This is a genomic window from Vibrio sp. M250220 (assembly GCF_036533795.1).
Lineage (GTDB): Bacteria > Pseudomonadota > Gammaproteobacteria > Enterobacterales > Vibrionaceae > Vibrio.
The window spans coordinates 16,945-43,942 of sequence record NZ_JATABI010000019.1 but is presented as its reverse complement, the minus strand read 5'-3'; the positions used below and the strand labels follow the sequence as shown (position 1 = coordinate 43,942).

The 26,998-nt window shown below is 45.6% G+C and carries 25 protein-coding genes; 5 read left to right on the top strand and 20 right to left on the bottom strand.

From position 1 onward, the window contains the following. Nucleotides 1–11 precede the first annotated feature (11 nt). The 4 genes from QTN94_RS09100 to rlmD form a co-directional block, all read right to left on the bottom strand. On the bottom strand, nt 12–1,652 hold the full coding sequence (locus QTN94_RS09100) for a CTP synthase (protein WP_331416175.1): 1,641 nt from the start codon (nt 1,650–1,652) through the stop codon (nt 12–14). 146 nt (nt 1,653–1,798) lie between these two features. Further along, on the bottom strand, nt 1,799–2,602 hold the full coding sequence (gene mazG, locus QTN94_RS09095) for a nucleoside triphosphate pyrophosphohydrolase (RefSeq protein WP_331416174.1): 804 nt from the start codon (nt 2,600–2,602) through the stop codon (nt 1,799–1,801). A 124-nt stretch (nt 2,603–2,726) separates the two neighbouring features. Beyond that, complete coding sequence (relA, locus tag QTN94_RS09090; protein WP_331416173.1) at nt 2,727–4,946, bottom strand: GTP diphosphokinase; 2,220 nt, start codon at nt 4,944–4,946, stop codon at nt 2,727–2,729. 73 nt (nt 4,947–5,019) lie between these two features. Continuing rightward, a complete protein-coding gene (rlmD, locus tag QTN94_RS09085; RefSeq protein ID WP_331427472.1) occupies nt 5,020–6,339 on the bottom strand; it encodes a 23S rRNA (uracil(1939)-C(5))-methyltransferase RlmD in 1,320 nt (439 codons plus the stop codon). 219 nt (nt 6,340–6,558) lie between these two features. On the opposite strand from rlmD, the gene barA reads away from it, so the two are divergent. Next, nucleotides 6,559–9,345, top strand: a complete 2,787-nt coding sequence (gene barA, locus QTN94_RS09080; protein ID WP_331427471.1) for a two-component sensor histidine kinase BarA — start codon at nt 6,559–6,561, stop codon at nt 9,343–9,345. Here the strand turns inward: barA and acpS are convergent. The 11 genes from acpS to rpoE form a co-directional block, all read right to left on the bottom strand. Continuing rightward, on the bottom strand, nt 9,342–9,722 hold the full coding sequence (acpS, locus tag QTN94_RS09075; RefSeq protein WP_331416170.1) for a holo-ACP synthase: 381 nt from the start codon (nt 9,720–9,722) through the stop codon (nt 9,342–9,344). The two genes, barA and acpS, sit on opposite strands and share 4 nt — an antisense overlap. Before the next feature lie 3 nt (nt 9,723–9,725). Beyond that, complete coding sequence (gene pdxJ / locus QTN94_RS09070) at nt 9,726–10,457, bottom strand: pyridoxine 5'-phosphate synthase (protein WP_331416169.1); 732 nt, start codon at nt 10,455–10,457, stop codon at nt 9,726–9,728. 43 nt (nt 10,458–10,500) lie between these two features. Next, the gene (gene recO, locus QTN94_RS09065) at nt 10,501–11,229 is read right to left on the bottom strand and encodes a DNA repair protein RecO (protein ID WP_331427470.1); all 729 of its coding nucleotides are present in this window, start codon (nt 11,227–11,229) and stop codon (nt 10,501–10,503) included. Between the two features lie 91 nt (nt 11,230–11,320). After that, nucleotides 11,321–12,298, bottom strand: a complete 978-nt coding sequence (era, locus tag QTN94_RS09060; RefSeq protein WP_138971846.1) for a GTPase Era — start codon at nt 12,296–12,298, stop codon at nt 11,321–11,323. Then, nucleotides 12,291–12,968, bottom strand: coding sequence for a ribonuclease III (gene rnc / locus QTN94_RS09055; RefSeq protein ID WP_138971847.1), 678 nt, complete (start codon nt 12,966–12,968; stop codon nt 12,291–12,293). Before rnc ends, era begins: the two co-directional genes overlap by 8 nt. A 17-nt stretch (nt 12,969–12,985) precedes the next feature. Further along, nucleotides 12,986–13,882, bottom strand: coding sequence for a signal peptidase I (gene lepB / locus QTN94_RS09050; RefSeq protein ID WP_331416167.1), 897 nt, complete (start codon nt 13,880–13,882; stop codon nt 12,986–12,988). A gap of 176 nt (nt 13,883–14,058) precedes the next feature. Then, entirely contained in the window at nt 14,059–15,852 is a 1,794-nt protein-coding gene (gene lepA / locus QTN94_RS09045) for a translation elongation factor 4 (RefSeq protein WP_331427469.1), read from the bottom strand. Nucleotides 15,853–15,955: 103 nt separating this feature from the next. Next, nucleotides 15,956–16,426 carry a SoxR reducing system RseC family protein gene (locus QTN94_RS09040; RefSeq protein ID WP_138971850.1) on the bottom strand — a complete coding sequence of 157 codons (471 nt, stop codon included), beginning with the start codon at nt 16,424–16,426 and terminating at the stop codon, nt 15,956–15,958. Continuing rightward, entirely contained in the window at nt 16,423–17,388 is a 966-nt protein-coding gene (gene rseB / locus QTN94_RS09035) for a sigma-E factor regulatory protein RseB (RefSeq protein ID WP_138971851.1), read from the bottom strand. Before rseB ends, QTN94_RS09040 begins: the two co-directional genes overlap by 4 nt. Then, the gene (locus QTN94_RS09030) at nt 17,385–17,999 is read right to left on the bottom strand and encodes an RseA family anti-sigma factor (protein WP_331416164.1); all 615 of its coding nucleotides are present in this window, start codon (nt 17,997–17,999) and stop codon (nt 17,385–17,387) included. Before QTN94_RS09030 ends, rseB begins: the two co-directional genes overlap by 4 nt. Before the next feature lie 25 nt (nt 18,000–18,024). Further along, the gene (rpoE, locus tag QTN94_RS09025; protein ID WP_331416163.1) at nt 18,025–18,603 is read right to left on the bottom strand and encodes an RNA polymerase sigma factor RpoE; all 579 of its coding nucleotides are present in this window, start codon (nt 18,601–18,603) and stop codon (nt 18,025–18,027) included. A 403-nt stretch (nt 18,604–19,006) separates the two neighbouring features. Here rpoE and nadB point away from each other — a divergent pair, with 403 nt between their 5' ends. Beyond that, nucleotides 19,007–20,620: an L-aspartate oxidase gene (gene nadB, locus QTN94_RS09020; protein ID WP_331416162.1), complete on the top strand. Its 1,614-nt coding sequence runs from the start codon at nt 19,007–19,009 to the stop codon at nt 20,618–20,620. A gap of 16 nt (nt 20,621–20,636) precedes the next feature. Here nadB and QTN94_RS09015 read toward each other — a convergent pair whose 3' ends face one another. Together QTN94_RS09015 and QTN94_RS09010 are read right to left on the bottom strand one after the other, a co-directional pair. Continuing rightward, nucleotides 20,637–20,948, bottom strand: coding sequence for a hypothetical protein (locus QTN94_RS09015; protein ID WP_331416244.1), 312 nt, complete (start codon nt 20,946–20,948; stop codon nt 20,637–20,639). A gap of 55 nt (nt 20,949–21,003) precedes the next feature. Beyond that, nucleotides 21,004–21,264, bottom strand: coding sequence for an FAD assembly factor SdhE (locus tag QTN94_RS09010; protein WP_269376511.1), 261 nt, complete (start codon nt 21,262–21,264; stop codon nt 21,004–21,006). A gap of 201 nt (nt 21,265–21,465) precedes the next feature. On the opposite strand from QTN94_RS09010, the gene ygfZ reads away from it, so the two are divergent. The 3 genes from ygfZ to QTN94_RS08995 all read left to right on the top strand — a co-directional run bounded on the left by ygfZ (nt 21,466) and on the right by QTN94_RS08995 (nt 23,744). After that, on the top strand, nt 21,466–22,434 hold the full coding sequence (gene ygfZ / locus QTN94_RS09005) for a tRNA-modifying protein YgfZ (RefSeq protein ID WP_331427468.1): 969 nt from the start codon (nt 21,466–21,468) through the stop codon (nt 22,432–22,434). Further along, nucleotides 22,427–22,903: an aminoacyl-tRNA deacylase gene (locus QTN94_RS09000; RefSeq protein ID WP_331427467.1), complete on the top strand. Its 477-nt coding sequence runs from the start codon at nt 22,427–22,429 to the stop codon at nt 22,901–22,903. Before ygfZ ends, QTN94_RS09000 begins: the two co-directional genes overlap by 8 nt. 634 nt (nt 22,904–23,537) lie before the next feature. After that, the gene (locus QTN94_RS08995) at nt 23,538–23,744 is read left to right on the top strand and encodes a DUF1107 domain-containing protein (RefSeq protein WP_138971859.1); all 207 of its coding nucleotides are present in this window, start codon (nt 23,538–23,540) and stop codon (nt 23,742–23,744) included. A 40-nt stretch (nt 23,745–23,784) separates the two neighbouring features. On the opposite strand, the gene QTN94_RS08990 is transcribed toward QTN94_RS08995, so the two are convergent. The 3 genes from QTN94_RS08990 to QTN94_RS08980 are packed head-to-tail and all read right to left on the bottom strand — an operon-like array spanning nt 23,785 to nt 26,804. Then, nucleotides 23,785–25,017 (bottom strand): FAD-dependent 2-octaprenylphenol hydroxylase, encoded by a 1,233-nt coding sequence (locus QTN94_RS08990; RefSeq protein ID WP_331427466.1) that lies wholly within the window; start codon nt 25,015–25,017, stop codon nt 23,785–23,787. Nucleotides 25,018–25,041: 24 nt separating this feature from the next. After that, entirely contained in the window at nt 25,042–26,217 is a 1,176-nt protein-coding gene (ubiH, locus tag QTN94_RS08985) for a 2-octaprenyl-6-methoxyphenyl hydroxylase (RefSeq protein WP_331427465.1), read from the bottom strand. A gap of 11 nt (nt 26,218–26,228) precedes the next feature. Further along, the gene (locus QTN94_RS08980) at nt 26,229–26,804 is read right to left on the bottom strand and encodes a YecA/YgfB family protein (RefSeq protein WP_331427464.1); all 576 of its coding nucleotides are present in this window, start codon (nt 26,802–26,804) and stop codon (nt 26,229–26,231) included. Nucleotides 26,805–26,998: the final 194 nt, after the last annotated feature.

Genomic DNA, 26,998 nt, shown 5'->3' with positions numbered 1-26,998 from the left:
GCCTGTATCCTTTACTTCTCTAATTCGCCACGCTGGAATTCACCAGCTGCTTTAACGAAACCTGCAAATAGTGGGTGACCATCGCGAGGTGTAGAAGTGAACTCTGGGTGGAACTGAGCCGCTACAAACCATGGGTGAGCTGGGTTCTCAATAACTTCTACCAGTTTCTTGTCCGCTGATAGACCCGATACTTTCAGGCCTGCCTTTTCAATTTTTGGACGAAGATTGTTGTTCACTTCGTAACGGTGACGGTGACGTTCATGGATCGTCGCGCTACCGTAAAGTTCGTAAGCTTTAGTCCCTTTCTCTAGGTGACACAGTTGTGAGCCTAGACGCATAGTACCACCAAGATCTGATTTCTCAGTACGCTCTTCTACGTTACCTTCGCCGTCAACCCACTCAGTGATTAGACCAACAACTGGGTACTTAGTCTCTTTGTTAAATTCTGTTGAGTGTGCACCTGCCATGCCCGCCACATTACGTGCGTATTCGATCAGTGCCACTTGCATACCCAAACAAATGCCTAGGTAAGGTACTTTGTTCTCACGAGCGTATTTTGCAGCAAGAATCTTACCTTCAATACCACGATCGCCGAAACCACCAGGAACAAGAATCGCATCAAGACCGTGCAGAGCTTCTTCACCTTTAGTTTCGACATCTTGAGAATCAACGTACTTAATTTTCACGCTTAGGCGGTTCTTAAGACCTGCGTGTTTCAGTGCTTCGTTCACTGACTTGTATGCATCTGGCAGTTCGATGTACTTACCAACCATACCAATAGTCACTTCAGCGGTTGGGTTCGCTTCTTCATAGATAACCTGTTCCCATTCAGAAAGGTCAGCTTCAGGTGCAGAAATACCGAAACGAGCACAAACAAGATCGTCTAGACCTTGAGACTTGATTAGTTGAGGGATCTTGTAGATTGAATCTACGTCCTTCATAGAGATAACTGCTTTCTCTGGAACGTTACAGAAAAGAGCAATCTTCTTACGTTCGTTCGCAGGGATCATACGATCTGAACGACAAACAAGAATATCTGGCTGGATACCGATCGACAGTAGCTCTTTTACAGAGTGCTGAGTCGGTTTAGTTTTCACTTCGCCCGCTGCTGCTAAGTAAGGAACAAGAGTTAGGTGCATGAACATTGCGCGCTCACGGCCTAGTTCTACCGCTAGCTGACGAATAGCTTCCATAAATGGTAGTGATTCGATATCACCAACCGTACCACCCACTTCAACGATAGCAACATCATGTCCTTCAGAACCAGCGATTACGCGGTCTTTGATAGCGTTAGTGATGTGAGGGATTACCTGAATCGTTGCACCTAGGTAGTCGCCACGACGCTCTTTACGTAGTACGTCAGCGTAAACACGACCTGCTGTGAAGTTGTTGCGCTTGGTCATTTTAGTACGGATGAAACGCTCGTAGTGACCAAGGTCAAGGTCAGTTTCAGCGCCATCTTCAGTGACGAACACCTCACCGTGCTGAGTCGGGCTCATTGTGCCTGGATCAACGTTGATGTAAGGGTCAAGCTTCATCATAGTCACTTTAAGACCACGAGCTTCTAAAATAGCCGCAAGAGATGCTGCTGCAATACCTTTACCTAGAGAGGATACAACCCCGCCAGTAACAAAAATGTAATTTGTCGTCATGTTTAACCTGAAATTGGTTGAATGAGGGAAAATGGATTTCTTCTGGACGGGATATAAATATACCAGAAGCCCTTTTCCGCTACAACGTGAAATCTATCACACTGCAATTTTTTATTTTTTGCTTCAAATCAAATTCGAGTGACGGTTTAATCAACACCGACCTCTTGCCTTTTCACTTCATCCCAGAAAGCATCCAACTGTTCTAAAGTAAAATCAGTCAGTTGCTTGCCTTGTTCTGCGACCAAACCTTCTACACCTTTAAAGCGGCGCATAAACTTGAGGTTAGCTTTGCTCAAAGCCACTTCCGGATTAGCTCCTAAATGACGAGCTAAATTTACCGTCGCAAACAACAAGTCACCAAGCTCTAGCTCTATCTTTTCATCGCTAGGTGTCACCTGCAGTGCTTCGTCCATAACCTCTTCAATTTCTTCATGAACCTTGTCAACAACAGGCCCGATTGAATCCCAGTCAAAACCGAATTTCGCGCATTTCTTCTGTATTTTTGTAGCACGCGAAAGAGCCGGCAGAGAGACTGGTATTGAGTCTAGAATACTTTGCTCAGTTTTGCCTACTTGCGCTTTCTCTTTGGCTTTTTCAGCCTCCCAGTTGGCATTAATTTGCTCTTCATTCTCAAATTCGATATCCGAAAACACGTGTGGATGGCGACGTGTGAGCTTCTCATTGACCGTATCAACGACCTGCGAAAAGTCGAACAAGCCCTGCTCTTTAGCCAACTGGCTATAGAAAATAACCTGAAATAACAAGTCACCCAACTCTTCTTTGAGATTTGGCCAATCACGGTTTTGAATCGCATCAACCACTTCATATGTCTCTTCGATGGTGTGAGGGACTATGGTGTCGAAGCTCTGTTTCAGATCCCATGGACAACCCTTTTCAGGATCACGCAGCGTTGCCATGATCTGTTCTAACTGTTCAATTGGGTGACTCATCTTTAATCTCTTCCTTTAAACAAAAAGGCGAGTAGCCAAAACCACTCACCTTGATTATATATGTTGATCAGTTTTCTAAATAAGTGCAGCTAACGATGTTAGGGAGCCAAATACGACGTAAAAATTAGCCTAGGCGTTTTACCGACATCACATCTTTGATCTGTTCTACGCGCTTTGATACACGAGACAGTACTTCAACGTTCGTTACCTCTAGGTCAAAGTCCATAATCGACAACTGCTTGCGATAGTCGACACGACTCTTCATGCTGGTGACTTTGATTTTTTCGTTGGCAAACAAGGTGGTAATGTCTTTTAGCAAGCCACTACGCTCCATTGCTTCTACGCGCACCGTCAAAATGTATGAACCAACAAAGCCACTGCCCCACACCGTATCGATGATACGTTCTGCGGCGTGATGTCTTAGCTCTTCTAGCTGCTCACAGTCAGCTCGGTGAACAGAAATACCTCGACCTTGAGTAATGTAACCTGCGATTTCATCCCCAGGGATTGGCTGACAGCAACGCGCGAGATGAGTCATCAGGTTATCAACCCCTTCAACGACAACGGCATCTTTCTTTGGTCGGCTCTGAGCCGGAGCTCGGCTTTCTGCTTCTTGCAGTTTTTCGAGGGCTTGCTTATCTTCCTCTTCTGCCGTCGGCTTATTCACCAAGGCGTTGATATGGTTAATGATTTGGTTTATTCGCAAATCACCACTACCGACACCAACATAGAGCTCATCTGCACTGTTGACGTTAAAACGCTTAATGGCATAGTGCTCTGCATTTTTTAGCGTCGCGCCGATTTTCGCCAGTTCCGTTTCGAGAATTTCACGTCCAGCTTCTAGGTTCTTCTCACGGCTCTGTTTGCGGAACCAAGCATTAATCTTAGCGCGAGCACGACCTGAAGTGACGAAGCCCATTGAAGGGTTTAGCCAGTCGCGTGATGGATTCGGCTCTTTGGATGTGATGATTTCGACCTGATCACCCATCGCCAGCTTGTGAGTGAACGGTACGATACGTCCCGCGACTTTCGCACCGATACAGCGATGTCCGACTTCTGAGTGAATATGGTAAGCGAAGTCCAAAGGCGTCGCGCCCATAGGTAAGTCGACGACATCACCACGTGGTGTAAAGGCATAAACGCGATCATCAAACACCTGGCTGCGCAGTTCATCAAGCATCTCGCCTGAATCTGACATTTCTTCTTGCCAATCCAGCAGCTTACGAAGCCAAGTAATCTTCTCGTCGTAACCGCTACGGCCACCGCCACCTTCTTTGTATTTCCAGTGCGCGGCCACGCCTAACTCAGAATCTTCGTGCATATCTTTAGTACGAATCTGAATTTCTATCGTCTTACCTTCAGGGCCAAGTATCACGGTATGGATCGATTGGTATCCATTCGGTTTCGGGTTCGCGACGTAGTCGTCAAACTCGCTTGGGAGATGCTTGTATTTGGTATGGACAGCACCTAACGCGGCATAACAATCTTGAAGCTTATCAGCAATGATACGTACCGCTCGCACGTCAAATAGCTCATCAAATGCGAGACCTTTTTTCTGCATTTTTCGCCAAATACTGTAGATATGCTTAGGACGACCACTGACCTCTGCATTGATCGACGAGGCCTTCATCTCTGCCATCAGGTCATCGACAAAGTCTTGGATATATTTTTCACGCACGATACGGCGTTCAGAAAGTTGCTTAGCTATCTGTTTGTAGGTTTCTGGTTGCTGATAACGGAACGCGTAGTCTTCCATTTCCCATTTCAACTGACCAATGCCAAGGCGGTTAGCCAAAGGCGCATAGATATTGGCACACTCTTTTGCTGCCGCTTGACGAACTTCTTCTGGCGCCTTTTTAACTTCGACTAGGTTGGCAATTCGCTCTGCAAGCTTGATAACCACACAACGGAAATCATCGACCATCGCGAGTAACATGCGACGAACATTGTCCACTTGCGTTGAGGCAGCACCGCCTTCCATTGTGACGTTCAATTGACCAAGCGCGGCCATCTCTTCAACGCCATCAATCAGCTTGATGGTCTCTTTACCAAAATCTTCTTCAAATTGCTGTCTATCGTAAGCCCCACTGGTCACCAGCGGAAATAGCAATGCAGCGACTAACGTCGCTTTGTCCATCGACAAAGTAATCAAGATCTCGATCATTTCCCGACCACGCCACAAAAGCAGTGGGCCTTGATCGTTCCCCTCTAAGATTTCTTCGCCACGACGGTAAACTTCTTTTAAGCGCTTAGCAATTTTAGGGTCTTGCCCTAAGCTAGCAATCCACTTATCTAGCTCAAACTGTTCGTCTTGATTTAAATGTGCGCTTCTTACCGCAACCATTATCTTCGTCCTGTTATATTTTTTATCTTCGATATCCTCAGCATTGAGACTACCAGCCGCTGAGGAAGTTCGTTTAATCCTTTACAAAGAGTGCCATCGACTCTAAATGGCTGGTATGCGGAAACATGTCAAGCATACCCAATTTTTGTAATCTGTAGCCCTGACTTAGCAAGCTTTGCGAATCTCTGGCTAGGGTAGCAGGATTGCAAGAAACATAAACTACTCGACTTGCACCCAACGCAGATATTTGCTCAATAATACCACTAGCCCCCGCTCTGGCTGGGTCGAGCAGTATTTTATCAAATTTTTCAGCGGCCCAGAGCTGACCAGAAACGTCTTGTTCCAAATTCGCCTGATAAAATGACGCATTGTCTATTTGGTTAAACTGGGCATTGGATGCGGCTTTTTCAACCATAACGTCAACACCTTCAACCCCAACGACACTCATCACCTGCTTAGCGATAGGTAAACTGAAATTGCCCAGACCGCAGAACAGATCCAACACTCTATCTTGAGCCGTCAATTCTAGCCAAGTGATAGCTTGCTGCACCATAGCTTGGTTGACCTTCTGGTTTACCTGAATAAAGTTATTCGGCTCAAATGGAATCGTCACTCCCGCTTCTCGATAGTGTGCCGACTCACCAACAACTCGATTTAGCTGATCACTCTCTGGCATGAGGTAAAGCGCCGCTCCCTGCTGCTGTGCAAAATCTTCAAGCGCCTGCTGATCTTGTGCTTTTAGAGGCTTTAAGTGGCGCAACACAATCACGTTGGTGTTGTCGCCTTTTACCAATTCTAAATGACCGATGTTCTCTTGATTGGAGAAACCGCGTAGCAGTGAATACAGCGGAGCAAGCAAAGCATCCAGTTCTGTATCCAGCACAGGACAGTGGGTCACGTTGACAATATCCTGACTGTTCTTTTTTCTGAAACCAAATTCAAGCTGACGTGTTTTTTTGTTTAGCTTGATACTCACTCGGGCACGACGGCGATAACTCTGAGAGTCCCCTAAAATTGGCGCGTCCAATTCAATACTTTGCCCAGCAAACTTACTCATTAACTGACTCAACGTCTGTTGCTTATACTCTTGCTGCGCTGCACTCGATAGGTGCTGCATATTACAGCCCCCACACTCATGATAATGTGCACAGAAAGGTTCAATACGTTGCTGGCTGGGTTGCTGAATTTTGATGAGTTTGGCTCGTGCAAACTTACTCTTACTTTCTGTCAGCTGCGCCAACACTTGCTCACCGGGCAGAGCACCTTCAATAAAGATAGGTTTGTTATTTTGATAAGCTATGCCTGCGCCGTGATGATCGAGTTTTTCAATGGTTAGCGATTGATGCTTAGTATTGAGTTGAGTTTTCTTCTTCGGTTGGAAAAAACGCGCCATGCTGTGTGCCTATTTCTATGGTCTAACGACCTTGTGCTCGAATTGCTTAAAATACCCGTAAGACAAACCTCATCTAGCGGTTATTTAGGTATACGTCCCAAGCTTTTACGCCTGAATCATTGTCTGAGCCGACTGAGTTGATTATGCTTAAGGACTCGACGACTTCGATTAATTTTGGAAGTCATTTTCCCATATCCACACCACGATGTTTAGATAATAATGACAAGATATGGCTTGCGCGCCCGCGTTATTACACTCACGTTAGCACCTACGCTGATTATCGGCCTGCTTTTGAGCGCATTTTTCTCTTTCAATCGCTATCACGATCTTGAAAAGCAAGTGATCAATTCAGGTTTAAGTATTATCGAACCATTAGCGATCGCGAGTGAAGAGGGGTTAAAAAATAATAGCCGCGAGTCAGTCCGCCGAATCATTAGTTATGCACATCGAAAAAATTCTAAGTTTGTTCGAAGCATTGCAGTGTTCGATTACAATCATGACCTCTTTGTTACCTCAAACTTTCACCCCAATTTCGAGCTGCTTACTTTCCCGCGCACGGAACCGATTCCACTATTAGTCAGTTCTGATTTAACAGACAACACCTTGGTACTTAGAGCGCCTGTGATCGCTGAATCAGGCCTCATGGCGACAATGAAAGATCAGGGAAATAACCCCGCTCTGGGTTATGTCGCGATTGAACTCGATTTATCCTCACTTCGTTTGCAGCAGTATCAGGAAATATTTTCGGCTTGCTTAGTACTCTTGATCGGGTTAGGTCTATCCGCCGTCTTCGCTTACCGATTGATGTATGACGTGACACGCCCTATCTCCCATATGAAAAACATGGTCGACCGAATTCGTCGCGGTCATCTTGATGTCCGTATCGAAGGTAAGATGCATGGCGAGTTAGACTCCCTGAAAAACGGTATCAACTCGATGGCGGTGTCACTGTCGGAATATCACGTAGAAATGCAACACAGCATTGACCAAGCAACCTCCGATTTACGAGAAACGCTTGAACAGCTAGAAATTCAAAACGTCGAGCTCGACATCGCCAAAAAACGCGCTCAAGAAGCCGCTCGGGTCAAATCCGAGTTTTTGGCCAACATGTCCCACGAACTGCGTACCCCTCTTAATGGTGTCATCGGCTTTACTCGACAAATGCTCAAGACAACTCTAACCAATAGCCAAGCCGACTACTTACAAACGATAGAAAAGTCGGCAAACAACTTACTCAATATCATCAATGACATTTTAGATTTTTCTAAATTGGAAGCGGGTAAACTGGCACTGGAGAACATCCCGTTTGATTTCCAAGGCTCGCTGGAAGAAGTGGTCAATCTACAGGCCACCAGCGCCCATGAGAAAGGGCTCGAATTAACATTAAAGATCGATCCTAAAATTCCAGCTGGGTTGGTGGGGGATCCTCTGCGTATTCAACAGGTTCTGACTAACTTAGTCGGTAACTCGATCAAGTTTACAGAACGTGGCAACATCGATATCAGTGTTGAGATGCGCTCTCAGAAAGATGACTTTGTCGAATTGCAATTTATGGTGCGAGATACTGGTATCGGTATTTCAGAGCGTCAGCAATCGCAACTATTCCAAGCGTTCAGCCAAGCTGATGCCAGTATCTCCAGACGTTATGGCGGTACAGGTCTAGGCTTGGTTATTACGCAAAAACTGGTTAGCCAGATGGGCGGTGAAATCAGTCTTACCAGCCGCCTCCACCAAGGATCTACCTTCTGGTTTACTTTACGTCTATCGTCAACCGATATGCCAGTCAGTGAGTTGCTAGAAACTCAAGTACTACGTCAACGCTCATTGCTACTGGTTGAGCCAAACATGCAAGCAGCATCTGTCATTCAGCAGACACTGGTTCAAGAAGGCTTAGTCGTGACTTATCGCTCCTCATTACCAGAGGAAGTGGAGAAATATGACTACGTTCTACTCAACCTATCGCCGAGCGGCGATAACGAAGTGGCGACAGTACAGAGCTGGGTGGAACAAGCGATGCGCTGTGCTCCACACGTCATCGTTGGTACACCTAGTACCAGCCTCGCGCTATCAGATCACCTGATCCAAAAGTATCATATTCACTGTATCACCAAGCCACTCTCTAGACGCAAATTGCTACAGACTCTGGCGGCGAATCAAGAAAGCGAGCCGTTGCTGGAAAGTGTTACAGAGAATAGAAAAACGCTGCCACTGACCGTCATGGCTGTCGACGACAACCCTGCCAACTTGAAGCTCATCAGTGCCCTTCTGCAAGAGCGTGTTGACCAGGTCATTACCTGTACCAATGGTATCGATGCCGTCAAACAAGCAGAAGCTCAGCATTTCGATATTATCCTGATGGACATTCAAATGCCGCATATGGATGGGGTGACCGCGTGTAAGAAGATTAAACAAACAGAGTTGAATGCCAACACGCCAGTGATCGCAGTTACTGCTCACGCTATGAGTGGCGAACGTGATCGACTATTGAAAGCAGGCATGGACGACTACCTAACCAAACCGATCGAAGAACATGTGCTTCAACAGGTTCTAATGCACTGGAATCCACATACCAACCAAGAAGAGCTCGAAAAACTCGATATCAGCACTTCAGCCGTGATTGAGGAAGCGGTCGAACAAGCTGCTCATTCAGAGCACAGCAATATGATCATCGATTGGCAAGCGGCACTTAAACAGTCTGCGAATAAAGAAGATCTCGCACGCGACATGCTACAGATGCTTGTTGACTATGTGCCTGAAGTGAGTGCGATTGTTGAGGGCGCCCTTGAAGATGATCACTTTGACACTAAACAGTTGATTCATCATGTGCACAAACTGCATGGCAGTAGCTCTTATTGTGGCGTACCACGACTCAAGAATATCTGTGCAACGATTGAGAAGGAGCTTCGTTCAGGCTCGAGTATCGAGGACATTGAGCCTGAGTTATTTGAATTGCAGGATGAAATGGAAAAAGTAGTGGCAAGTGCTCAGCCCTACTTAGGCAGCTAGCTTTCTAATATCACTGTCGCCACGGCATAGTGGCGCTCATCGGAGATGGACAAGTGGATATGCTCCACCTGTTTTTTTTGTGCCATTTCTAAAGCTTTGCCACTTAATGTCAGCACTGGTTTACCTAACGCATCGTTGGTAATTTCAAAGTCTTGAAAGCTAACCCCCAACGCGATGCCGGTTCCTAACGCCTTTGAAGCTGCTTCTTTAGCCGCAAAACGCTTAGCTAAAAAACGTCCTTGCTGCTTCAGTCCTGTAAACTTTGCGAGTTCATTGGCGGTGAGAATGCGTTTAGCAAAGGGCTCACCGCTACGGGTGAGCGCATTCTCTACTCGTTCTATTTCAGCAATATCCGTCCCTAAGCCAACAATTGCCATAACTTAACGACGCGCTGCAACCATTAGCGCTTTCATATCAGCAACGGCTTTATGAAGACCATCAAACACCGCACGACCAATAATTGAATGGCCAATGTTCAGCTCATAAATTTCAGGGATAGCAGCAATCGGTGCGACGTTGTGGTAAGTCAGGCCATGTCCAGCATTCACTGTAATACCAAGATCGTTCGCGTAGCTTGCGCCAGCAGCGATTTTTTTCAGCTCATCTTGCTGATCTTCTTCACTCTCTGCATCAGCGTAGTGACCAGTATGAAGCTCAATGAATGGCGCTCCACATGCTTTTGCTGCATCGATCTGTTCACGGTCTGCATCGATAAATAGCGATACCTTAATACCCGCTTCAGTCAGTTTTTGTGTCGCGTTTTTAACTTTCTCTAGCTGACCAACAACATCTAGACCGCCTTCAGTGGTCAATTCTTCACGTTTTTCAGGTACCAGACACACGTATTCAGGCTTAGTTTTTAGCGCGATCTCTACCATTTCGTCAGTCACAGCCATCTCTAGGTTCATACGCGTTTGAAGCGTTTCACGTAGGATACGTACATCACGATCATTGATATGACGACGGTCTTCACGTAGGTGGATGGTAATACCATCAGCGCCAGCTCGCTCCGCGACTTCCGCAGCATGTACAGGATCTGGATACTTTGTACCTCGCGCGTTACGCAAAGTCGCAATATGATCGATATTAACACCTAGATAGATTGAGCTCATTTTCCAATACTCCGTGCTTAATACCCAGCCCATCAATCGTCTATCAATTAATGTTCTTGGTATAGGGAACCTTTGCTCTGGATAAAAACAGTTCCCGGCTTTTTAATGGTTTGCCGCCAAGATACGGCCTTAAGGCTATGCGTGTAAAGCGTTTTGCCGCTTTAAGTTGTTCTTTTGTGGTGAATCTACGCTCACTAATCGCGATAAGCTCACTGCCGTAAAACGTTAGGTTATCTTTGCGTACCGAAGCGATGAAACCTTTCTGCTCTCGGTAACGGTAAGTCATTGCCGGTTCAACGGGTTCACCCGTACCCGCGCAGTGCATAAAATCGACGCCATAACCCATTGCTGACAACATAGCGAGTTCAAATCGTCTCAGGGCCGGCTCTGGATTTTCACACTGCGCCAATTCCGTCAGGGCATGTAAATAATCGTGAAACAGCGCAGGCATTGGAACTTCCGCCATCAAAATTCGACCGACAAGCTCATTGACATACATAGCCGAATAAAGGGAGATCCCCGACAGTGGTAATCCGAGACTAATTGGCTCAGCCTGACGTAACGTTTTCATCGAACCATTGCCTGACCACTTGAGCAATAAAGGCGTAAATGGCTGCAAAGCCCCTTTCAGGTTAGAACGTTTACTACGTGCACCTTTAGACATCAAGGTAATACGGCCATATTCCTCACTAAAGACATCAAGGATTAAACTTGATTCGCTGTAAGGGCGACGGTGTAAAACAAAGCAACGCTGTAAGCCATCAGAAGACATAGAATCTGCCAGATTAGTGTTACATAAAAAAGAAGGAGCCAGTGGCTCCTTATTTCGTATTCTACGGAGCGAAGCTCAAGCCTCGCACTCGTTAAAGGTCATCGATGTAGCCGAGTGAACGAAGAGCTCGCTCATCATCCGCCCAGCCCGATTTCACCTTAACCCAAGTTTCAAGGTAAACCTTGCGACCAAATAACTCTTCCATATCCAGACGCGCTTCACGGCCGATCGTTTTGATCTTTTCGCCGCCTTTACCAATTACCATTTTCTTCTGGCCGCTGCGTTCAACCAAAATCAAAGCGTTAATGTGGAATCCGTCTGTTTCTGGGTTGTAGTCAAAGCGTTCAATTTCAACGGTAACAGAGTAAGGAAGCTCTTCACCCGTAAAACGCATCAACTTTTCGCGAACAATCTCTGACGCCATAAAGCGTTGAGAACGGTCAGTGACATACTCTTCAGGAAAGTGGTGTGTCGCCTTCGGCAAGTGCTCACGAACATGTTTACGCAACACATCAATGTTTTTGCCATGCTTCGCCGAGATAGGCACCACATCAACAAAGTCCATGCGCTTAGACATTTCCATCATATGCAGCATTACGTCATTGCGGTCTTGTACATTGTCAACTTTGTTGACACACAGTACCACTGGGAAGTTAGACTTTTGCAGTTTGGTCAACACCATTTCATCGTCACTGGTCCAGTGCGTGCCATCAACCAAGAAAAAGACTAGGTTAACATCACTGAGTGAAGAGTTAGCTGCACGGTTCATCAAACGGTTAATCGCACGCTTCTCTTCAATATGCAGACCCGGAGTATCGACATAAATAGCTTGGTAGTCGCCTTCGGTATCAACGCCCATAATACGGTGACGAGTCGTCTGAGGTTTACGTGAAGTAATCGAAATCTTCTGACCTAGGATACGGTTAAGAAGTGTTGATTTACCCACGTTTGGACGACCTACAATCGCCACAAAGCCACAGTGTTGATTGTCTGGCGAACTTGTCTGTTCATTGCTCGATGAGAAAAACGCATCGATATCAAATTCGTTGTTGTCTGTTGAATCAGTCATTGGTCAGTTGCTCTAGTGCTAATTCAGCAGCCGCTTGTTCTGCCTTGCGGCGGCTGGTGCCTTTACCAATAACAGGTTGTCCAATACCTGCTACATCACACGAAACCGTAAACTCTTGGTTATGTGCTTCACCTTTAATATTAGTCACTGTGTAAGCAGGTAGAGGTTTTCTTCGACCCTGAAGAAACTCTTGTAGACGAGTTTTAGGATCTTTTTGTGAAACCCCTGGCTTAATCGCATCAAGGCGAGTTTTGTACCAACTCAATATGATGCCACGCACGACTTCGATATCACTATCTAAGTAGATACCACCAATGATCGCTTCTACAGCGTCAGCAAGGATTGAATCACGACGAAAGCCGCCGCTCTTTAATTCACCTGGACCTAATTTTAAGTGATCTCCTAGTTCGAATTCACGACCTAGCTCCGCGAGTGTATTGCCACGCACTAAGGTGGCACGCATGCGGCTCATGTCCCCTTCATTCACTTTTGGGAAACGATGGTAAAGATCATCAGCAATGACAAAACTTAAAATTGAATCGCCCAGAAACTCAAGACGCTCATTGTGTTTTCCATTAGCACTGCGATGTGTCAGTGCTAAGCTGATTAGCTCGGCATCATTAAATTGATAGCCGAGCTTTTTCTCTAGTTTTGCAATAGGAGAATTCATGCTCTCTCATTCATAATTTAGTTAATACCACCGATGCGGTTAAACCTAACACCAGTTGGAATCCAAGAGGGTAAGACACTATCTGCATCGCGTTCGAATTCGAAGCTAATCCAAATAGCAACAGCTTTACCCACTAGGTTGGCTTCTGGGACAAAGCCCCAGTAGCGGCTATCAGCACTGTTGTCACGGTTATCCCCCATTACAAAGTACTGACCTTCTGGAACCACCCACTCATTCACACCGTTGCGAGGTTGATACAATTCAACTCGGTCACGACGTAGTGGGTTAACCAAAATCTGATGACCCACTTCACCCAACTTTTCATCCAATTGAATCAATGGGATGCCATTTTGAATGAACTGGCTCTCTTCTACATTAGACAGTTTGACTGGCTGACAACTGGTCTCACCTGAAGACTGAATGCAGATTTCTTTCTTGCTGTTGTAGCGAACCGTATCTCCCGGAAGGCCTACAACACGCTTGATGTAATCGATATTTGGCTGAGGTGGGTACTTAAATACCACAATGTCACCACGCTCAGGCTTGCCTGTTTCGACTAACTGAGTGCGCCATACTGGATCTTTCAGACCATAGGCGTACTTTTCAACCAGGATAAAATCGCCCACCAGCAGGGTTGGCATCATCGAGCCTGATGGAATTTGAAAAGGTTCATAGATAAATGAGCGCAATACAAGGACAGCAGCAATAACTGGGAAAATAGAGACGCTATTCTCTACCCACCAAGGCTGAGTCTGCACTTTTGCTAGAACGGCTGCATCCAAACCATTGGTTTGAGCTTCAACTTCAGCCAGTTTTTCTTGACGCTTTTTAGCAAAAACGAGCTTTTCCAGAACCCAGACAACGCCCGTTACTAAAGTAACGATCACTAGGATGAGTGAAAATGTATTCGCCATTAACTTCCCTTCTCTCAAAAATACGAAAGTGAAAGAGCATAACTCTTCCACTCAATAGAATGCTTTACTCGGTATCTATGACACTGGATAAATCACTGAGTTCTCTACACATTACGCGATAAGGAAATCAGTGATTATCCGATGACATGCAGTGGGTCAGAAAATATCAAGGATACTTAGTCTTTACCTACGTGTAAGATCGCTAGGAAAGCTTCTTGAGGCAACTCTACGTTACCAATCTGCTTCATACGCTTCTTACCTTCTTTCTGCTTCTTCAGTAGCTTCTTCTTACGGCTCACGTCACCACCGTAACATTTTGCGATAACGTTCTTACGTAGCTGTTTCACTGTTGAACGGGCGATGATGTGGTTGCCGATCGCTGCTTGAATCGCAATATCGAACATCTGACGAGGGATAAACTCTTTCATCTTTTCAACAAGCTGACGACCGCGAGTCTGCGCCTGCTCTTTATGTGTGATCAATGCTAAAGCATCCACCTTATCACCGTTAAGAAGTACGTCTACACGAACCATGTTAGACAATTCAAAACGCTGGAAGTTGTAATCAAGTGACGCATAGCCACGTGATGTAGACTTCAGACGGTCAAAGAAATCAAGAACAACTTCCGCCATCGGGATATCGTAAGTCACAGCAACTTGGTTACCGTGGTAAACCATATCAACCTGAATACCACGTTTCTCAACACATAGTGTGATCACGTTGCCTAGGTAGTCTGCTGGAACAAGAATATTACAACGTGCGATTGGCTCACGAATTTCCTCGATATCATTTACCGCAGGCAATTTTGCAGGGCTATCTACGTATATAATCGTCCCATCCGTCTGTTCTACTTCATAAACTACGGTTGGTGCTGTAGTAATAAGGTCTAGATCGTATTCGCGCTCTAGACGCTCTTGAATGATCTCCATGTGCAGCATGCCGAGGAAGCCACAACGGAAACCAAAGCCAAGAGCAGCAGAGTTCTCTGGTTCATAGAACAGAGAGGCGTCATTTAGACTTAACTTGCCTAGTGCATCACGGAAGTTTTCATAATCATCAGATGATACAGGGAATAGACCGGCATAAACCTGAGGTTTTACTTTCTTAAAGCCCGGTAGCGGTGTATCACAACCATGTTTAGCCAGTGTGAGCGTATCACCTACAGGAGCACCTAGAATATCTTTGATGCCACAAACCACCCAGCCCACTTCACCCGTACTTAGTGAATTTGTATCAACCTGTTTTGGTGTGAAGATGCCTAGACGATCAACCCCCCACACTTGGCCTGTACTCATTACCTTAATTTTTTCGTTTTTCTTCAACTGGCCATTCTTAATACGAACCAAAGAAACAACACCAAGGTAGTTGTCAAACCAAGAGTCAATGATTAGAGCTTGAAGTGGCCCATCTGGGTTACCTTCTGGAGCAGGAATCGCAGAGACAATGTTTTCAAGCACATCATCCACACCAAGGCCTGTTTTTGCACTACAACGCGTCGCTTCCATCGCATCAATGCCTACGATTTCTTCGATCTCTTCAGCAACACGCTCAGGATCGGCAGCAGGAAGGTCGATCTTGTTTAAGATTGGCACAACCTCAAGATCCATCTCGATCGCCGTATAACAGTTAGCAAGAGTTTGAGCTTCTACACCCTGACCCGCATCAACAACCAGTAGCGCACCTTCACAAGCGGCTAAAGAACGGGATACTTCGTAAGCGAAGTCAACGTGTCCCGGAGTATCGATGAAGTTCAACTGATACGTTTCACCATCTTTAGCGGTGTAGTTTAGCGTCACACTCTGTGATTTGATGGTGATACCACGCTCACGCTCTAGATCCATGGAGTCCAGAACCTGTGCGGCCATTTCACGGTCGCTTAAACCACCACATACTTGGATTAAACGGTCTGATAGGGTCGACTTACCATGGTCGATGTGGGCGATAATCGAAAAGTTACGAATGTGCTTCATGATTTGGGGTGACTAAACTCTTATAAATGGGGACAAGAAAGCCGTCTTGTGACGGCATTTCAATCAAGTTGGCAGATTCTACCCAATTTCTAGCCGCTTCGCACTAGCTAATTGGCTCACCTAATACCCTTAATAATATGACTTGCTGCGAAGATTGCTGCTCTAATCTGAAAGATAATCTTTTTGCTAGATAAATCCCTCCAACCGTTGCAAGAGCCGAAGTGAGGATGACTACCCCCTCTCCGAGAGAAAACGCAGGGGCAATCCACCATTGAGCGACCAACGCGCCAATGATCATCGCAAACAGTGGCAAGAGATAAACCAGCGCTGCGGACTGCAATACGCTTTTTTCAGGCAAACCGATTTCCACCACTTGCCCTTTCTCAACTCGCTTATCTGTCACTAGATGCCAGTGGAGCGATTTTTTCCCCACGGCTTTAGATACAATGCCCGTCCCACAGCTCTTCTGAGATGAACAGCTACTGCAGCTCGTCTGCTGTTCGCAACTTAGCTCGACATCAAATCCCGATGCCAGCTCTGTCACCTCAGAAACTGTTGCCAATGCGGTCATCATTGGGTGGTACTCTCACTCTTTACAAACGTCACTGACAGAGCAATACGTTTGGCAGTAGCAGGGGGGATATCACCGATAACAGAGATTTCGTACTCGCCGCGAACAAAGCTATGCAGCGTTCTGCGACCTTGTCTCACTAGCTGTCCTTTAAGCGACAAGTCATCACTATCCGAGATATAGATAGAAAAATTAAATAAGCCATCACTGTACATTTGGCTTTCGACCATGCGGTCGGTATTGTTCATTCGATAACGATTGAGCTCTTTCGGCTCGAAACCATTAGGGATCCAACCAACCGTCCAATATGAACTGCTCACCTGACCTTTAGGCAAAGAGAGAACTTCTGGCAATTTGACCTGATTCAGTCCACTCATCGCCTGTCCAATCTGATCGTTAACACTAAATGAGATGGTTCGGTACTGCTCTAACACTTCACCGTCTCGATCAACCAGATCAGCCCGTAAAGGTAATTTGCTTTTTTCATCTACCCACAGCACATACGAGTAACGCTGCCCATCTTTAGGCACAACACGTAACACCTGACATGCGGTACCCGCTTCGCGCGCGCGTCCGACAGGAATAAAGTCGTAAAACCCTTTCAACTTATCAACATTGGCATTGAGCATAGGGATGGTTGGTGCAACCAAGTTACCGGATTCAATCGTAAAAGGTTCGACGCCAGGTTCGATGTAACTCACTTCATCACCACGTCGAATAACCTCTCTTACTGGGCCACTCAAGTAAAGTAGATGGGCAAGTTGCTTACCCTCTGCGCGAGCGTGTCGGTACAGCAGTGGTTCAATGCTATTTTTCTTAATTAAAATATAAGACAGTTCGTAATTTAAATGCTGACTTGCCTCGTTCATTTGATGCAACAAAGCCTCTGCAGAATCATCATCTGCAAAGGCCAATGTTGTATTCAAACTGAGCAGTGTCAGCACACTGATCAGAATTTTTTTCATTCAACTACCGTTTCAGGATTATCACTGTGCTCAAGGCCGTTGTCACTATTCAAGCGTAGCTGTAATTCGTAGTCTTGTAGCATCGCATTAATGCGACGACGTTGTTCCTGAACATTTAATTCATTGGTATTCGATTGTTCAAGCGAAGAGCGGGTTAAGCTCACTGGTTCAGCACTTCCAGAGAAAGGAATGGTTTGCAGAACAGGTAAAGTTTCCGCTTCTGGAACGCTAGCATCCGAGCCGCCATATTGTTGCACGCCAAGAATAACAACCAACGAGACACAGGCAGCCATAGCGACCTGACCAAATTGGCTTAACCAAGCAGGCATTTGACGACGAGCTTGTGACGGCGTCGGTTGAGACTCAACACGACGGTGCTGCGCTAACTGAGTTACTGTTGAGTGCGCTGGTTCACTTTCAAGTGCTAGCGCTACGCTTTCAGCAATGTTCCACTCCGGTTTTTCCGGAGCCTCACCACGCATCACGTCACCAATTAAATGATAATTGTGCCATGATTGCAGGCTTTCTTGGTCTTGCTCTAGTTCACTTATCAGAGCTTTATCAACCAACTCTCCATCCATGAGTGCTGAAAGTTTCTCTTTGTCAGCCATTATTTTCACCATTAATGTTACTGGTCTAGCGTTGCAAAAGGGGTTGAATTTTCTTTTCAACCGCTTCACGAGCACGGAAGATACGCGAACGTACCGTTCCTACAGGGCAATCCATAACCGCTGCTATTTCTTCGTAGCTTAAGCCATCGAGCTCGCGCAACGTCATTGCGGTTTTTAAATCATCAGGCAGTGCATCAATCGCACTGAAAACAACACGTTTCAATTCATTGGACAACGTTAAGTTCTCAGGGTTCGAAATTTCTTTTAATGCATTACCCGTTTCGTAATATTCAGCATCTTCAGTATCCACATCTTGTGCAGGGGGTCTTCTGCCCTGTGCGACAAGGTGGTTTTTTGCAGTATTAACGGCAATCCGATATAACCAAGTATAGAAGGCACTTTCACCACGAAAGCTTGGTATCGCTCGGTACGCCTTAATAAATGCTTCTTGTGCTACATCGGGAACATCACCAGGATTATTCACATAGCGAGAAATAAGATTGCAAACTTTGTTCTGGTACTTAGTCACCAACAAGTTGAATGCTTGCTTATCCCCATTCTGAACTCGCTCAATTAATACTTGATCGGTCAGCTGCTCGTTCATTCGAGCGGGTACTCCTATTGTTATTCGCCCCTATCTTCTCTGACATGGACATTAATTATGCAAAATGTAGTCTTGACACCACTGCTTACTTGAGCACTATTGTGACCTAGCTAATAAAGATAAGTTCAAAAATTCTTCAAACTATTTTTACGCAATGATGAACCAAACTACCTATGTTCCAAATTGTGGGGATGTAGGTAAAGAAAAGCAATGCTATTTACGAACAATTGCATTTATGCAAAGCCATTCTTGGAGTGGTACTATAGCGGATTGACTCTTTTGTTTTGTGAGTCAAGTATGCAATTCAATGACAGATTTAAGAGCGGGATCGCTCTGTTGTCTATGCGTTTTTTCGGGAAGGAATGCGCACAGATACAACTTAACTCGGGAATGATAAAGTTTTATGAACGCAAACTGTGAACATCAGTGTGATGTGTTGGTGGTGGGTAGTGGCGCAGCAGGTCTATCGTTGGCGTTGCGTGTCGCTGAATACGGCAAAGTCATCGTGCTGAGTAAAGGAGCTCGTAGCGAAGGAGCGACCTATTACGCGCAAGGTGGTATCGCCGCAGTTTTCGATGAGTCAGACAGTATTGAATCACACGTTCAAGACACCCTAATCGCAGGTGCAGGCATTTGCGAAAAAGAGACGGTTGAGTTTATTGCCCGAAACGCCAAAGAGTGTGTGCAATGGCTAATCGATGGTGGCGTTCCATTTGATCGTGAAGAAAACGATAGTGATGAGGCCCCTCGTTACCACTTAACCAGAGAGGGTGGCCACAGCCATCGTCGCATTTTACATGCCGCCGATGCTACAGGCATGGCAATGCAAACCTCTCTGCAAGACAATGTTCATAATCACCCAAACATTACGGTTTTAGAGCGTCATAACGCCCTAGACTTAATTACCGAAGACAAAGTCGGTGGAGACAGCAAAAAGGTTGTCGGTGCATACATCTGGAACCGTAATCAGGAGCACGTCGAAACTGTACGTTCAAAGTTCGTCGTTCTTGCGACAGGTGGAGCATCAAAAGTATACCAATACACGTCTAACCCTGACGTTTCATCCGGTGATGGTATCGCGATGGCTTGGCGCGCAGGCTGTCGAGTGGCAAACCTAGAGTTCAATCAATTCCATCCAACCTGTTTATATCATCCGGAAGCTCGAAACTTCTTGCTCACAGAAGCTTTGCGCGGTGAAGGCGCCTATTTACGTCGTCCTGACGGCTCTCGCTTTATGCCTGATTTCGATCCACGTGAAGAGCTTGCACCACGTGATGTGGTCGCTCGTGCTATCGACTTTGAAATGAAACGACTGGGTGCAGACTGTATGTACCTAGACATTAGTCATAAGCCAGCAGATTTTATTGAGAAACACTTCCCAACCATCAATACGCGCCTGCTCGAGCTTGGCATAGATATGACCAAAGAACCAATCCCAGTGGTTCCTGCGGCACACTACACCTGTGGTGGCGTTATGGTTGAGCAGACAGGCCAAACGGATCTCTCTCAACTCTATGCAATCGGTGAAGTCAGCTATACCGGTCTACACGGTGCAAACCGCATGGCATCAAATTCTTTGCTTGAGTGTGTGGTCTACGCGTGGGCTGCTGCCAATGACATCATCACAAATCTCGATCAAGCAACGTTGCCACCAAGTCTTCCTGCTTGGGATGAAAGTCAGGTTAGCTGCTCAGATGAAGAGGTCGTCATTCAGCATAACTGGCATGAGTTACGTCTCTTTATGTGGGACTACATGGGGATCGTTAGAACCGATAAGCGTTTGGAGCGTGCATTGCGCCGAATCCAGCTACTTCAGCAGGAAACACACGAGTACTACAGTAACTTCAGAGTATCTAACAACTTACTTGAACTGCGTAATCTACTACAGGTTGCTGAGCTTATGGTACGTTGTGCAATGGAACGCAAAGAGAGCCGCGGCCTACACTACACTCTAGACTACCCTGAACTTGCCGAAGACAGTGGTCCAACAATTTTAGTACCAGAGAAGCTAAAATAATCTCACTTGAGGGAGCCTATGGCTCCCTTTTTAACATCACCACTAACTCACGATATTTTGCTTCTGTGACACTATCTCGCCACAGCATCACTCTTTCCTCATTGCGATGAATGATCACCAAGCCGATCGGTAGAAACGTGAACATCACTTTTTTGATCTTATGCCGACCACGAGTTGATTGATATTGCGTTGCAGAAAAAAAGCTCACTTCATCTCGCAATGACTTAATAAGTAACGGTTCTGCCTTGACGTGTTTAAAAAGCACAAACAAAAGCAAAAAGGTTGGGGCTAACGGTAATGTAGAGAGGGTAATTATTGAGAAGGCCAAAACCAGTAGCAAGGTATTGGCCTTTAGCGCAATAGCTGATGGGGTTAAAGTGAGATTAACGCACTTTGCTGAGGTTATGCGCGACAATCTTATCTACCATTGCTGCATGGCCTAAGTTCTCGCTTCGACCATGTCCCATAATCCAGGTAAACAAATCTGGATCATCACACTCCAGCAGTGAGACAAAGTCACGTTGTTCATTTTCTTGTAGGCCATCAAAGCATTCTTCAAAAAATGGCATGATCACTACGTCGAGTTCTAACATTCCACGGCGACACGCCCATTTAATACGCGCTTTTTGTTCTGCGGTATACATTCTACTTCCTCACCTTATCGGTTGTTTGCGCCGAGTGTAACAAGCAAATAAGCTTACAACTAGTACGTCAGTCACACTCCCGACTAAGGTCACTATTTTCGTTCACTATCTAGATTATGAATGGCACACAATTCAAAAGGTTGTTTATCACTAGGAATAGGCGATAACATACGGCCATCAACTACTTATTAGGTAACTATCATGGATTGGCACAACGACTTTGCACCCTTACAACTCGCGTCGAATGATGTTCTTCCCCAACTGGCGATTGCCCCTCTCAACTCATGGGCTGCAATCACCATGGTTGGTGAAGATAAGAAGTCTTACTTACAAGGCCAAGTTACCTGCGATGTGGTTAAGCTAGAACCACATTTATCCACATTTGGCGCACACTGCGATGCCAAAGGTAAAGTCTGGAGTGTATTCCGACTCTTCCATCACAATGATGGTTATGCCATGTTTCAACCGTCAGCAGTGATCGAAAAAGAGCTGGCAGAAATTAAAAAATATGCCGTTTTTTCAAAGGTAGAAATCAAGCAAGCCGACGAGATCGCTCTGGGTGTGATGGGTGAAAAGGCAACCGAACTGGTTGATACTCTCTCTACTCTATCTGGAGATGTGCGCCCAATAGATGGCGGAACAGCCGTTAAAATAGACCACCAGCGCTGGTTACTGCTGGTAACACAAGAGGCGGCACAGCACATTGTGGCTTCAAGCCAAGCTGACAAGGTTGATGAGACACTTTGGACACTCCTCGATATCCAAGCGGGTTTGCCGATCTTAACAGCTGAACAGCAAAATGAGCACATACCACAAGCACTCAATGTTCAAGCTTTAGCGGGTATTAGCTTCACTAAAGGCTGTTACACCGGACAGGAAACGGTAGCACGAGCTAAATATCGCGGGATTAACAAACGTGCGCTATTCATTATTAAAGGGGAAGCACAGCAGGAGATTGCTGCTAACGCAGAACTAGAGCGTGCTGTTGGAGAAAACTGGCGTAGCGCGGGTCAACTGCTCGCACACTATCGCTATAGTGATAACCATGCCTTGGCTCTTGTTGTATTACCAAACAACTTGGAAGAGGACACTCAGCTACGCCTTAAAGACCAGACTCAAAGTCAGTGGACTTTCGCGTCCCTTCCTTACTCACTTGAAGACAATGACTAGTCCGTTTTCTACTCATATTACCCAATACCTTGAATCGCAGCAGGTCAATTTTCGCCTGCTGCCTCATCAACGTCCAGCCGTCACAATTGAAGATGCGGCGATGCAAAGAGGTATTCGCCCAAGTCAGATGGTGAAGTCGATTGTACTGAGAGATATGAGCAATCGTTACGCCATCGCTTGTGCACCCGGAGATCAATCTATCGATCCCAAGAAAGTCAGAGCTTTACTAGAGTGGCGACGTATGACCTGCGTATCTATGGAGCAGGTAGCGAGTTTAACGGGCTACCAGATTGGTACCGTCGTTCCCCTTCTTTTAAAAACGCCAATGACCGTGATCTTCGATCAACAACTTCTGAGTGAACCTGAAGTCACCATCAGCAGTGGCTCCAATATGGCGGGCATTGCCCTCCAATGTGATGATTTGATTCGCCTTTGCCAACCTAGAGTCGCCAATATCTGCCGCGACTGAAACGAAACCTACCCAAGTTGGATAACATTCAGATATTTTTTTGCAATCGATTGCATCAATTGGTGATTAGCGTCTCACGCCTAAGTATTGGTTGTTAAATTTTTATTCAATTTAAAAGCATAAGTAGTCATGGCGTGTTTTTTGAAGTATTCTGTTTTTGTTGGTTAAAGTTCGAACAAAGGTCATGTGCCCCGTTCGACACTAGCTGAAGAGTCTGTACATAACTTGCAATGCGAGTGCACTCCTTCTCCAACAAAAAAAGTGAATCCACTGATTGTTTCAGGACATCCACTTTTTGTGTAATGCATCTGTGACTATTCGCCCGCCTTGAAGCGGGCTTTTTTTTGCAAATTTAACACCAAATTAACACCTAATTAAAAAGTTAAACTATTCTTAAAACTGTCACATAGTTGAGGCTTAATACTTCACGATTAAGACCTTCTATAAGTTTCTAACTCAGAACATAAATGAGGTAATTATCACAATAATTTGGATATTTATCCGCGAATTTGCCTACAGCAACACAAATATCCAAATAACACAGTTTTGACTGCATATTCCCCCATGACAATCACACTATTAATGGTGGGAACTCAGTATAATTGCGGTGCTTGCTAAACATAAGGACAAATGTATGAGACTGTTTAAGCGCTATACACCAGGTATGATTGCTAAACACATTAGTCGACTATTTAAAGGAAGGATTTATATCTACGGAGTAGGTAAATTTGAGTTTGATAATGGTAAGCTTATTCTGCCAGAAAAGGCAGAGCGCAGGCATTTTCAAGCGGTAAAAGAGATCAATAAAGAAATCATGAAACTCCGCTGTGCATACGCATAACAGAATTTAAAAAGGGTTGGCAATGCCAACCCTTTCCACTTTAGTGGGTTTGAGATTTTATTCCTCTGTTCTGTGCCAGTTTCGGCAAATCACCTTTCAAACCCAATGCGCGCTTCATAATCTCATCTTTTGCACCAGGAAGTTGGCCTGCTAGCTTCATACCTATACCGCGGAGCAGTTTTTTCGCTGGATTATTGCCTTCGAAGAGATCTTTAAATCCTTGCATTGCCGCAATCATCTTAGCGGCCTCAGCTTTACGCCAACGTTCATAACCCCGTAGATTTCGTTTAGTCCCAAAGTCTTCACCTTGCTGCCACATTTCTAGTACGTGTTGGGCAAGACTCGCCGCATCAAGCAAACCTAAGTTTACCCCCTGCCCTGCGAGTGGGTGAATGGTATGTGCCGCATCTCCAACTAATGCAACTCGCTCTGTCACAAAGTCGCGTGCATAGCGCATTTTTAATGGGAAGGCGAATCGCTCACCAAGCACTTCACACAAGCCAAGTCTATTATCAAACTCAGCAGTAAGCACTTTACTAAACTCATTGGCTGACATACCAAGTAAACGTTCAGCACGATTCGGTTCCATCGACCACACAATAGAACTCAAATTATCTTCACCTAAAGGAAGAAAAGCCACTGGACCTTGAGGTGTAAAGGTTTGACGCGCAACACTTTGGTGAGATTCTTGAGTACGAACGTTAGCAACAATCGCGCTGTGACCGTAATCCCAATGTGTCAAAGGAATATCTTGCTGCTTGCGTACCCAAGAGTTGGCGCCATCAGCACCAACAACTAGCTTGGCCGTCAATGATTGCCCGCTATCTAAGTTGATCCATGCTTCACTCTCTCCAATCGCCATCGAAGCACATTTCGCCGGCATAAATAGAGTGACATTACTTTGCTGCTTAACTTGATCAAGTAACGCAAGTTGAATAACTCGGTTCTCAACAATATGACCGAGGTCCGGTTGCGCTAGCTGCTGTGCTTCGAACTCAATTCGAGCAAAACTGTCTTGTTCCCAGACTTCCATTGCACGATAAGGGGCCGCTCGACGCTGAACGATTCCTTGCCATGCCCCTAGGTTTCGCAAAATTGTCTCACTAGAACGACTTAATGCTGAAACACGCACATCAGGAAGCTCACCAAGCTCACTTTCTGGTTCACGACTTTCGATCACCGCGATACGTAGTTCTGTATCTTTGAACGCAGCGGCGAGCGCTAAGCCAACCATTCCACCACCAACAATGGCGATATCTACACTTTGCATCATATCTTTGTGTCCTTGCTGATATCTCTAACGAGACACCAAACCTAATGTTCTTCTCAATAGTGGTGTTTTGAGTATCGGCAAATTATCCATCGCAAACAGACCCACATTTCGCCCGATCCGCGTCGCTAAGTAATCATTTGAAAACAGATGTACTAACGCAGAGGTCATCTCAATTGTCGCATCACGATCATCACATCGAGACTGCTTAAAGCGTTTTAAAACCTGATAACAACCCACATCATGTGTCGAATTTGCAATACTTTCAGCCAAGGTAGCGACGTCTCTGATACCTAAGTTAAATCCCTGTCCAGCGATAGGGTGAAGCGTTTGTGCCGCATTCCCGACAACAGCAAAGCGGTGCGAAACATTTTCTTTTCGGTATCTAAGTAGTAACGGGTAGCTCGCTCGCTGTCCGACTTTTTTTAACTTACCTAACCGCCAACCAAATGCCGTTTGAAGCTCTGACAAGAACTGTTTGTCATCATAGTCCATGACTTCTGTCGCATGTTCTGGACGCAAACACCAAACTAAGGACATACGCCCTTCCGACATAGGTAACAGGGCAACAGGTCCGGACTCGGTGAAACGCTCAAATGCTTGCCCCTTATGAGCAAGCTCTGTGGTAACATTCGCTATCACTGCAACTTGATCGAAGTTATGCTCAGTCAGTTCATGCCCCAACTGCTGGCAACAGGTAGACATCGCGCCATCTGCCGCAACCAACAATTTACCTTCAACCACCGTTTCATTGGTGAGCCTTATCTGCACTTTTTTCTCATGACGAGTAACTTGACTTACAGAAGCTTGGATCAGTTCAATATTGCCGTCTAACTGAGCCTGACTATTGTAAATACGACCAACATCAGCCAATTCGATAACATACCCCAAGGCTTCTAGACCCACTTCCTGAGTTGCGATATCAGTCAGACCTGCATGGGTTCGGTCGGAGACATGAATGTGTTCAATTGGCGTGGCAATTTTTGCAATTTCTTCCCATAAACCAAACTTCCTCAGGATCGCCGCGCTACCATAGGAAAGTGCAATCGAACGTGAATCAAAGCCAGGATGAGCCTGATCGTCAACAGGAAAAGGTTCTATCACCGCAATAGACAAAGGTTGTTTGGAAAGCTTATTTATCGCTAATGCTAAGGTCATTCCTGCCATAGCACCACCAGCAATCACCACATCAAACTGCTTCATCGCGTTACCTATTAATGAATCGTTGGAGCCTGTTTCTCGACCGGTTTTTGGCCAAATTCTGCATGAATGGTCAACACACATGCCTTAACATGTTCGATCACGTGCTCTAATAACTGAGCTTGTTCTTCGAGATCATCCTCTTCGTCAATACCCAGTTTGGCTATTTCTTCTAAATCAGCCAATGCCTCTTTAACGTCACTTGATGCCTTATTGAGCGCAGCATTGATTAAACCAAGACCAGAAATAAAGTGGTTAACCCATTCAGCCAAACCATCTGCGACGTCAAACAGTGTTGCACTCGCTTCATCATCGGGAAGGAGTAGCTCAAGATCCATTCCAGAACCTGTTAGCTCCTGAATAGTTGCATCTAAAGTGCCTTCGGCTAACTGCAAAGATTTTGTAGGCCACCCCATACCTTCACTCACATAGTCATAAACAAGTGGCTGCCAACTTTTATCTATTAGGCTAAAACCGCCACAAAGCATTCCAGTGAGCAAGCCGTGAAGTTCTGCTGGGTTAACCGCTAAGCCTGCCGACTGTAACTCACTGGCAAATGTCAGATAATCAGGTAATTTGGTGTCGCTCATTGCTATGACCTAAAATAAAGTAAATATCCTCAATCGTATCACTTACCAAAGCAGGCGAAAACGCGTGATTGCGCAATTGTGGGGAGCTTTTACACAAATTGCCCAATTACTGTGTTGTTACACACTGATTTTGGTTAGGTCTAACTGAAAAGCTTGAATCTTAATAAGGCTTTTTCTATAGTTTCTCCCTCGGT

Excerpts from the sequence above, each read along its gene's own strand:
- QTN94_RS09100 (WP_331416175.1), bottom strand. The coding sequence starts at position 1,652 with ATGACGACAAATTACATTTTTGTTACTGGCGGGGTTGTATCCTCTCTA.
- mazG (WP_331416174.1), bottom strand. The coding sequence starts at position 2,602 with ATGAGTCACCCAATTGAACAGTTAGAACAGATCATGGCAACGCTGCGT.
- relA (WP_331416173.1), bottom strand. The coding sequence starts at position 4,946 with ATGGTTGCGGTAAGAAGCGCACATTTAAATCAAGACGAACAGTTTGAG.
- rlmD (WP_331427472.1), bottom strand. The coding sequence starts at position 6,339 with ATGGCGCGTTTTTTCCAACCGAAGAAGAAAACTCAACTCAATACTAAG.
- barA (WP_331427471.1), top strand. The coding sequence starts at position 6,559 with ATGACAAGATATGGCTTGCGCGCCCGCGTTATTACACTCACGTTAGCA.
- acpS (WP_331416170.1), bottom strand. The coding sequence starts at position 9,722 with ATGGCAATTGTTGGCTTAGGGACGGATATTGCTGAAATAGAACGAGTA.
- pdxJ (WP_331416169.1), bottom strand. The coding sequence starts at position 10,457 with ATGAGCTCAATCTATCTAGGTGTTAATATCGATCATATTGCGACTTTG.
- recO (WP_331427470.1), bottom strand. The coding sequence starts at position 11,229 with ATGTCTTCTGATGGCTTACAGCGTTGCTTTGTTTTACACCGTCGCCCT.
- era (WP_138971846.1), bottom strand. The coding sequence starts at position 12,298 with ATGACTGATTCAACAGACAACAACGAATTTGATATCGATGCGTTTTTC.
- rnc (WP_138971847.1), bottom strand. The coding sequence starts at position 12,968 with ATGAATTCTCCTATTGCAAAACTAGAGAAAAAGCTCGGCTATCAATTT.
- lepB (WP_331416167.1), bottom strand. The coding sequence starts at position 13,882 with ATGGCGAATACATTTTCACTCATCCTAGTGATCGTTACTTTAGTAACG.
- lepA (WP_331427469.1), bottom strand. The coding sequence starts at position 15,852 with ATGAAGCACATTCGTAACTTTTCGATTATCGCCCACATCGACCATGGT.
- QTN94_RS09040 (WP_138971850.1), bottom strand. The coding sequence starts at position 16,426 with ATGATGACCGCATTGGCAACAGTTTCTGAGGTGACAGAGCTGGCATCG.
- rseB (WP_138971851.1), bottom strand. The coding sequence starts at position 17,388 with ATGAAAAAAATTCTGATCAGTGTGCTGACACTGCTCAGTTTGAATACA.
- QTN94_RS09030 (WP_331416164.1), bottom strand. The coding sequence starts at position 17,999 with ATGGCTGACAAAGAGAAACTTTCAGCACTCATGGATGGAGAGTTGGTT.
- rpoE (WP_331416163.1), bottom strand. The coding sequence starts at position 18,603 with ATGAACGAGCAGCTGACCGATCAAGTATTAATTGAGCGAGTTCAGAAT.
- nadB (WP_331416162.1), top strand. The coding sequence starts at position 19,007 with ATGAACGCAAACTGTGAACATCAGTGTGATGTGTTGGTGGTGGGTAGT.
- QTN94_RS09010 (WP_269376511.1), bottom strand. The coding sequence starts at position 21,264 with ATGTATACCGCAGAACAAAAAGCGCGTATTAAATGGGCGTGTCGCCGT.
- ygfZ (WP_331427468.1), top strand. The coding sequence starts at position 21,466 with ATGGATTGGCACAACGACTTTGCACCCTTACAACTCGCGTCGAATGAT.
- QTN94_RS09000 (WP_331427467.1), top strand. The coding sequence starts at position 22,427 with ATGACTAGTCCGTTTTCTACTCATATTACCCAATACCTTGAATCGCAG.
- QTN94_RS08995 (WP_138971859.1), top strand. The coding sequence starts at position 23,538 with ATGAGACTGTTTAAGCGCTATACACCAGGTATGATTGCTAAACACATT.
- QTN94_RS08990 (WP_331427466.1), bottom strand. The coding sequence starts at position 25,017 with ATGATGCAAAGTGTAGATATCGCCATTGTTGGTGGTGGAATGGTTGGC.
- ubiH (WP_331427465.1), bottom strand. The coding sequence starts at position 26,217 with ATGAAGCAGTTTGATGTGGTGATTGCTGGTGGTGCTATGGCAGGAATG.
- QTN94_RS08980 (WP_331427464.1), bottom strand. The coding sequence starts at position 26,804 with ATGAGCGACACCAAATTACCTGATTATCTGACATTTGCCAGTGAGTTA.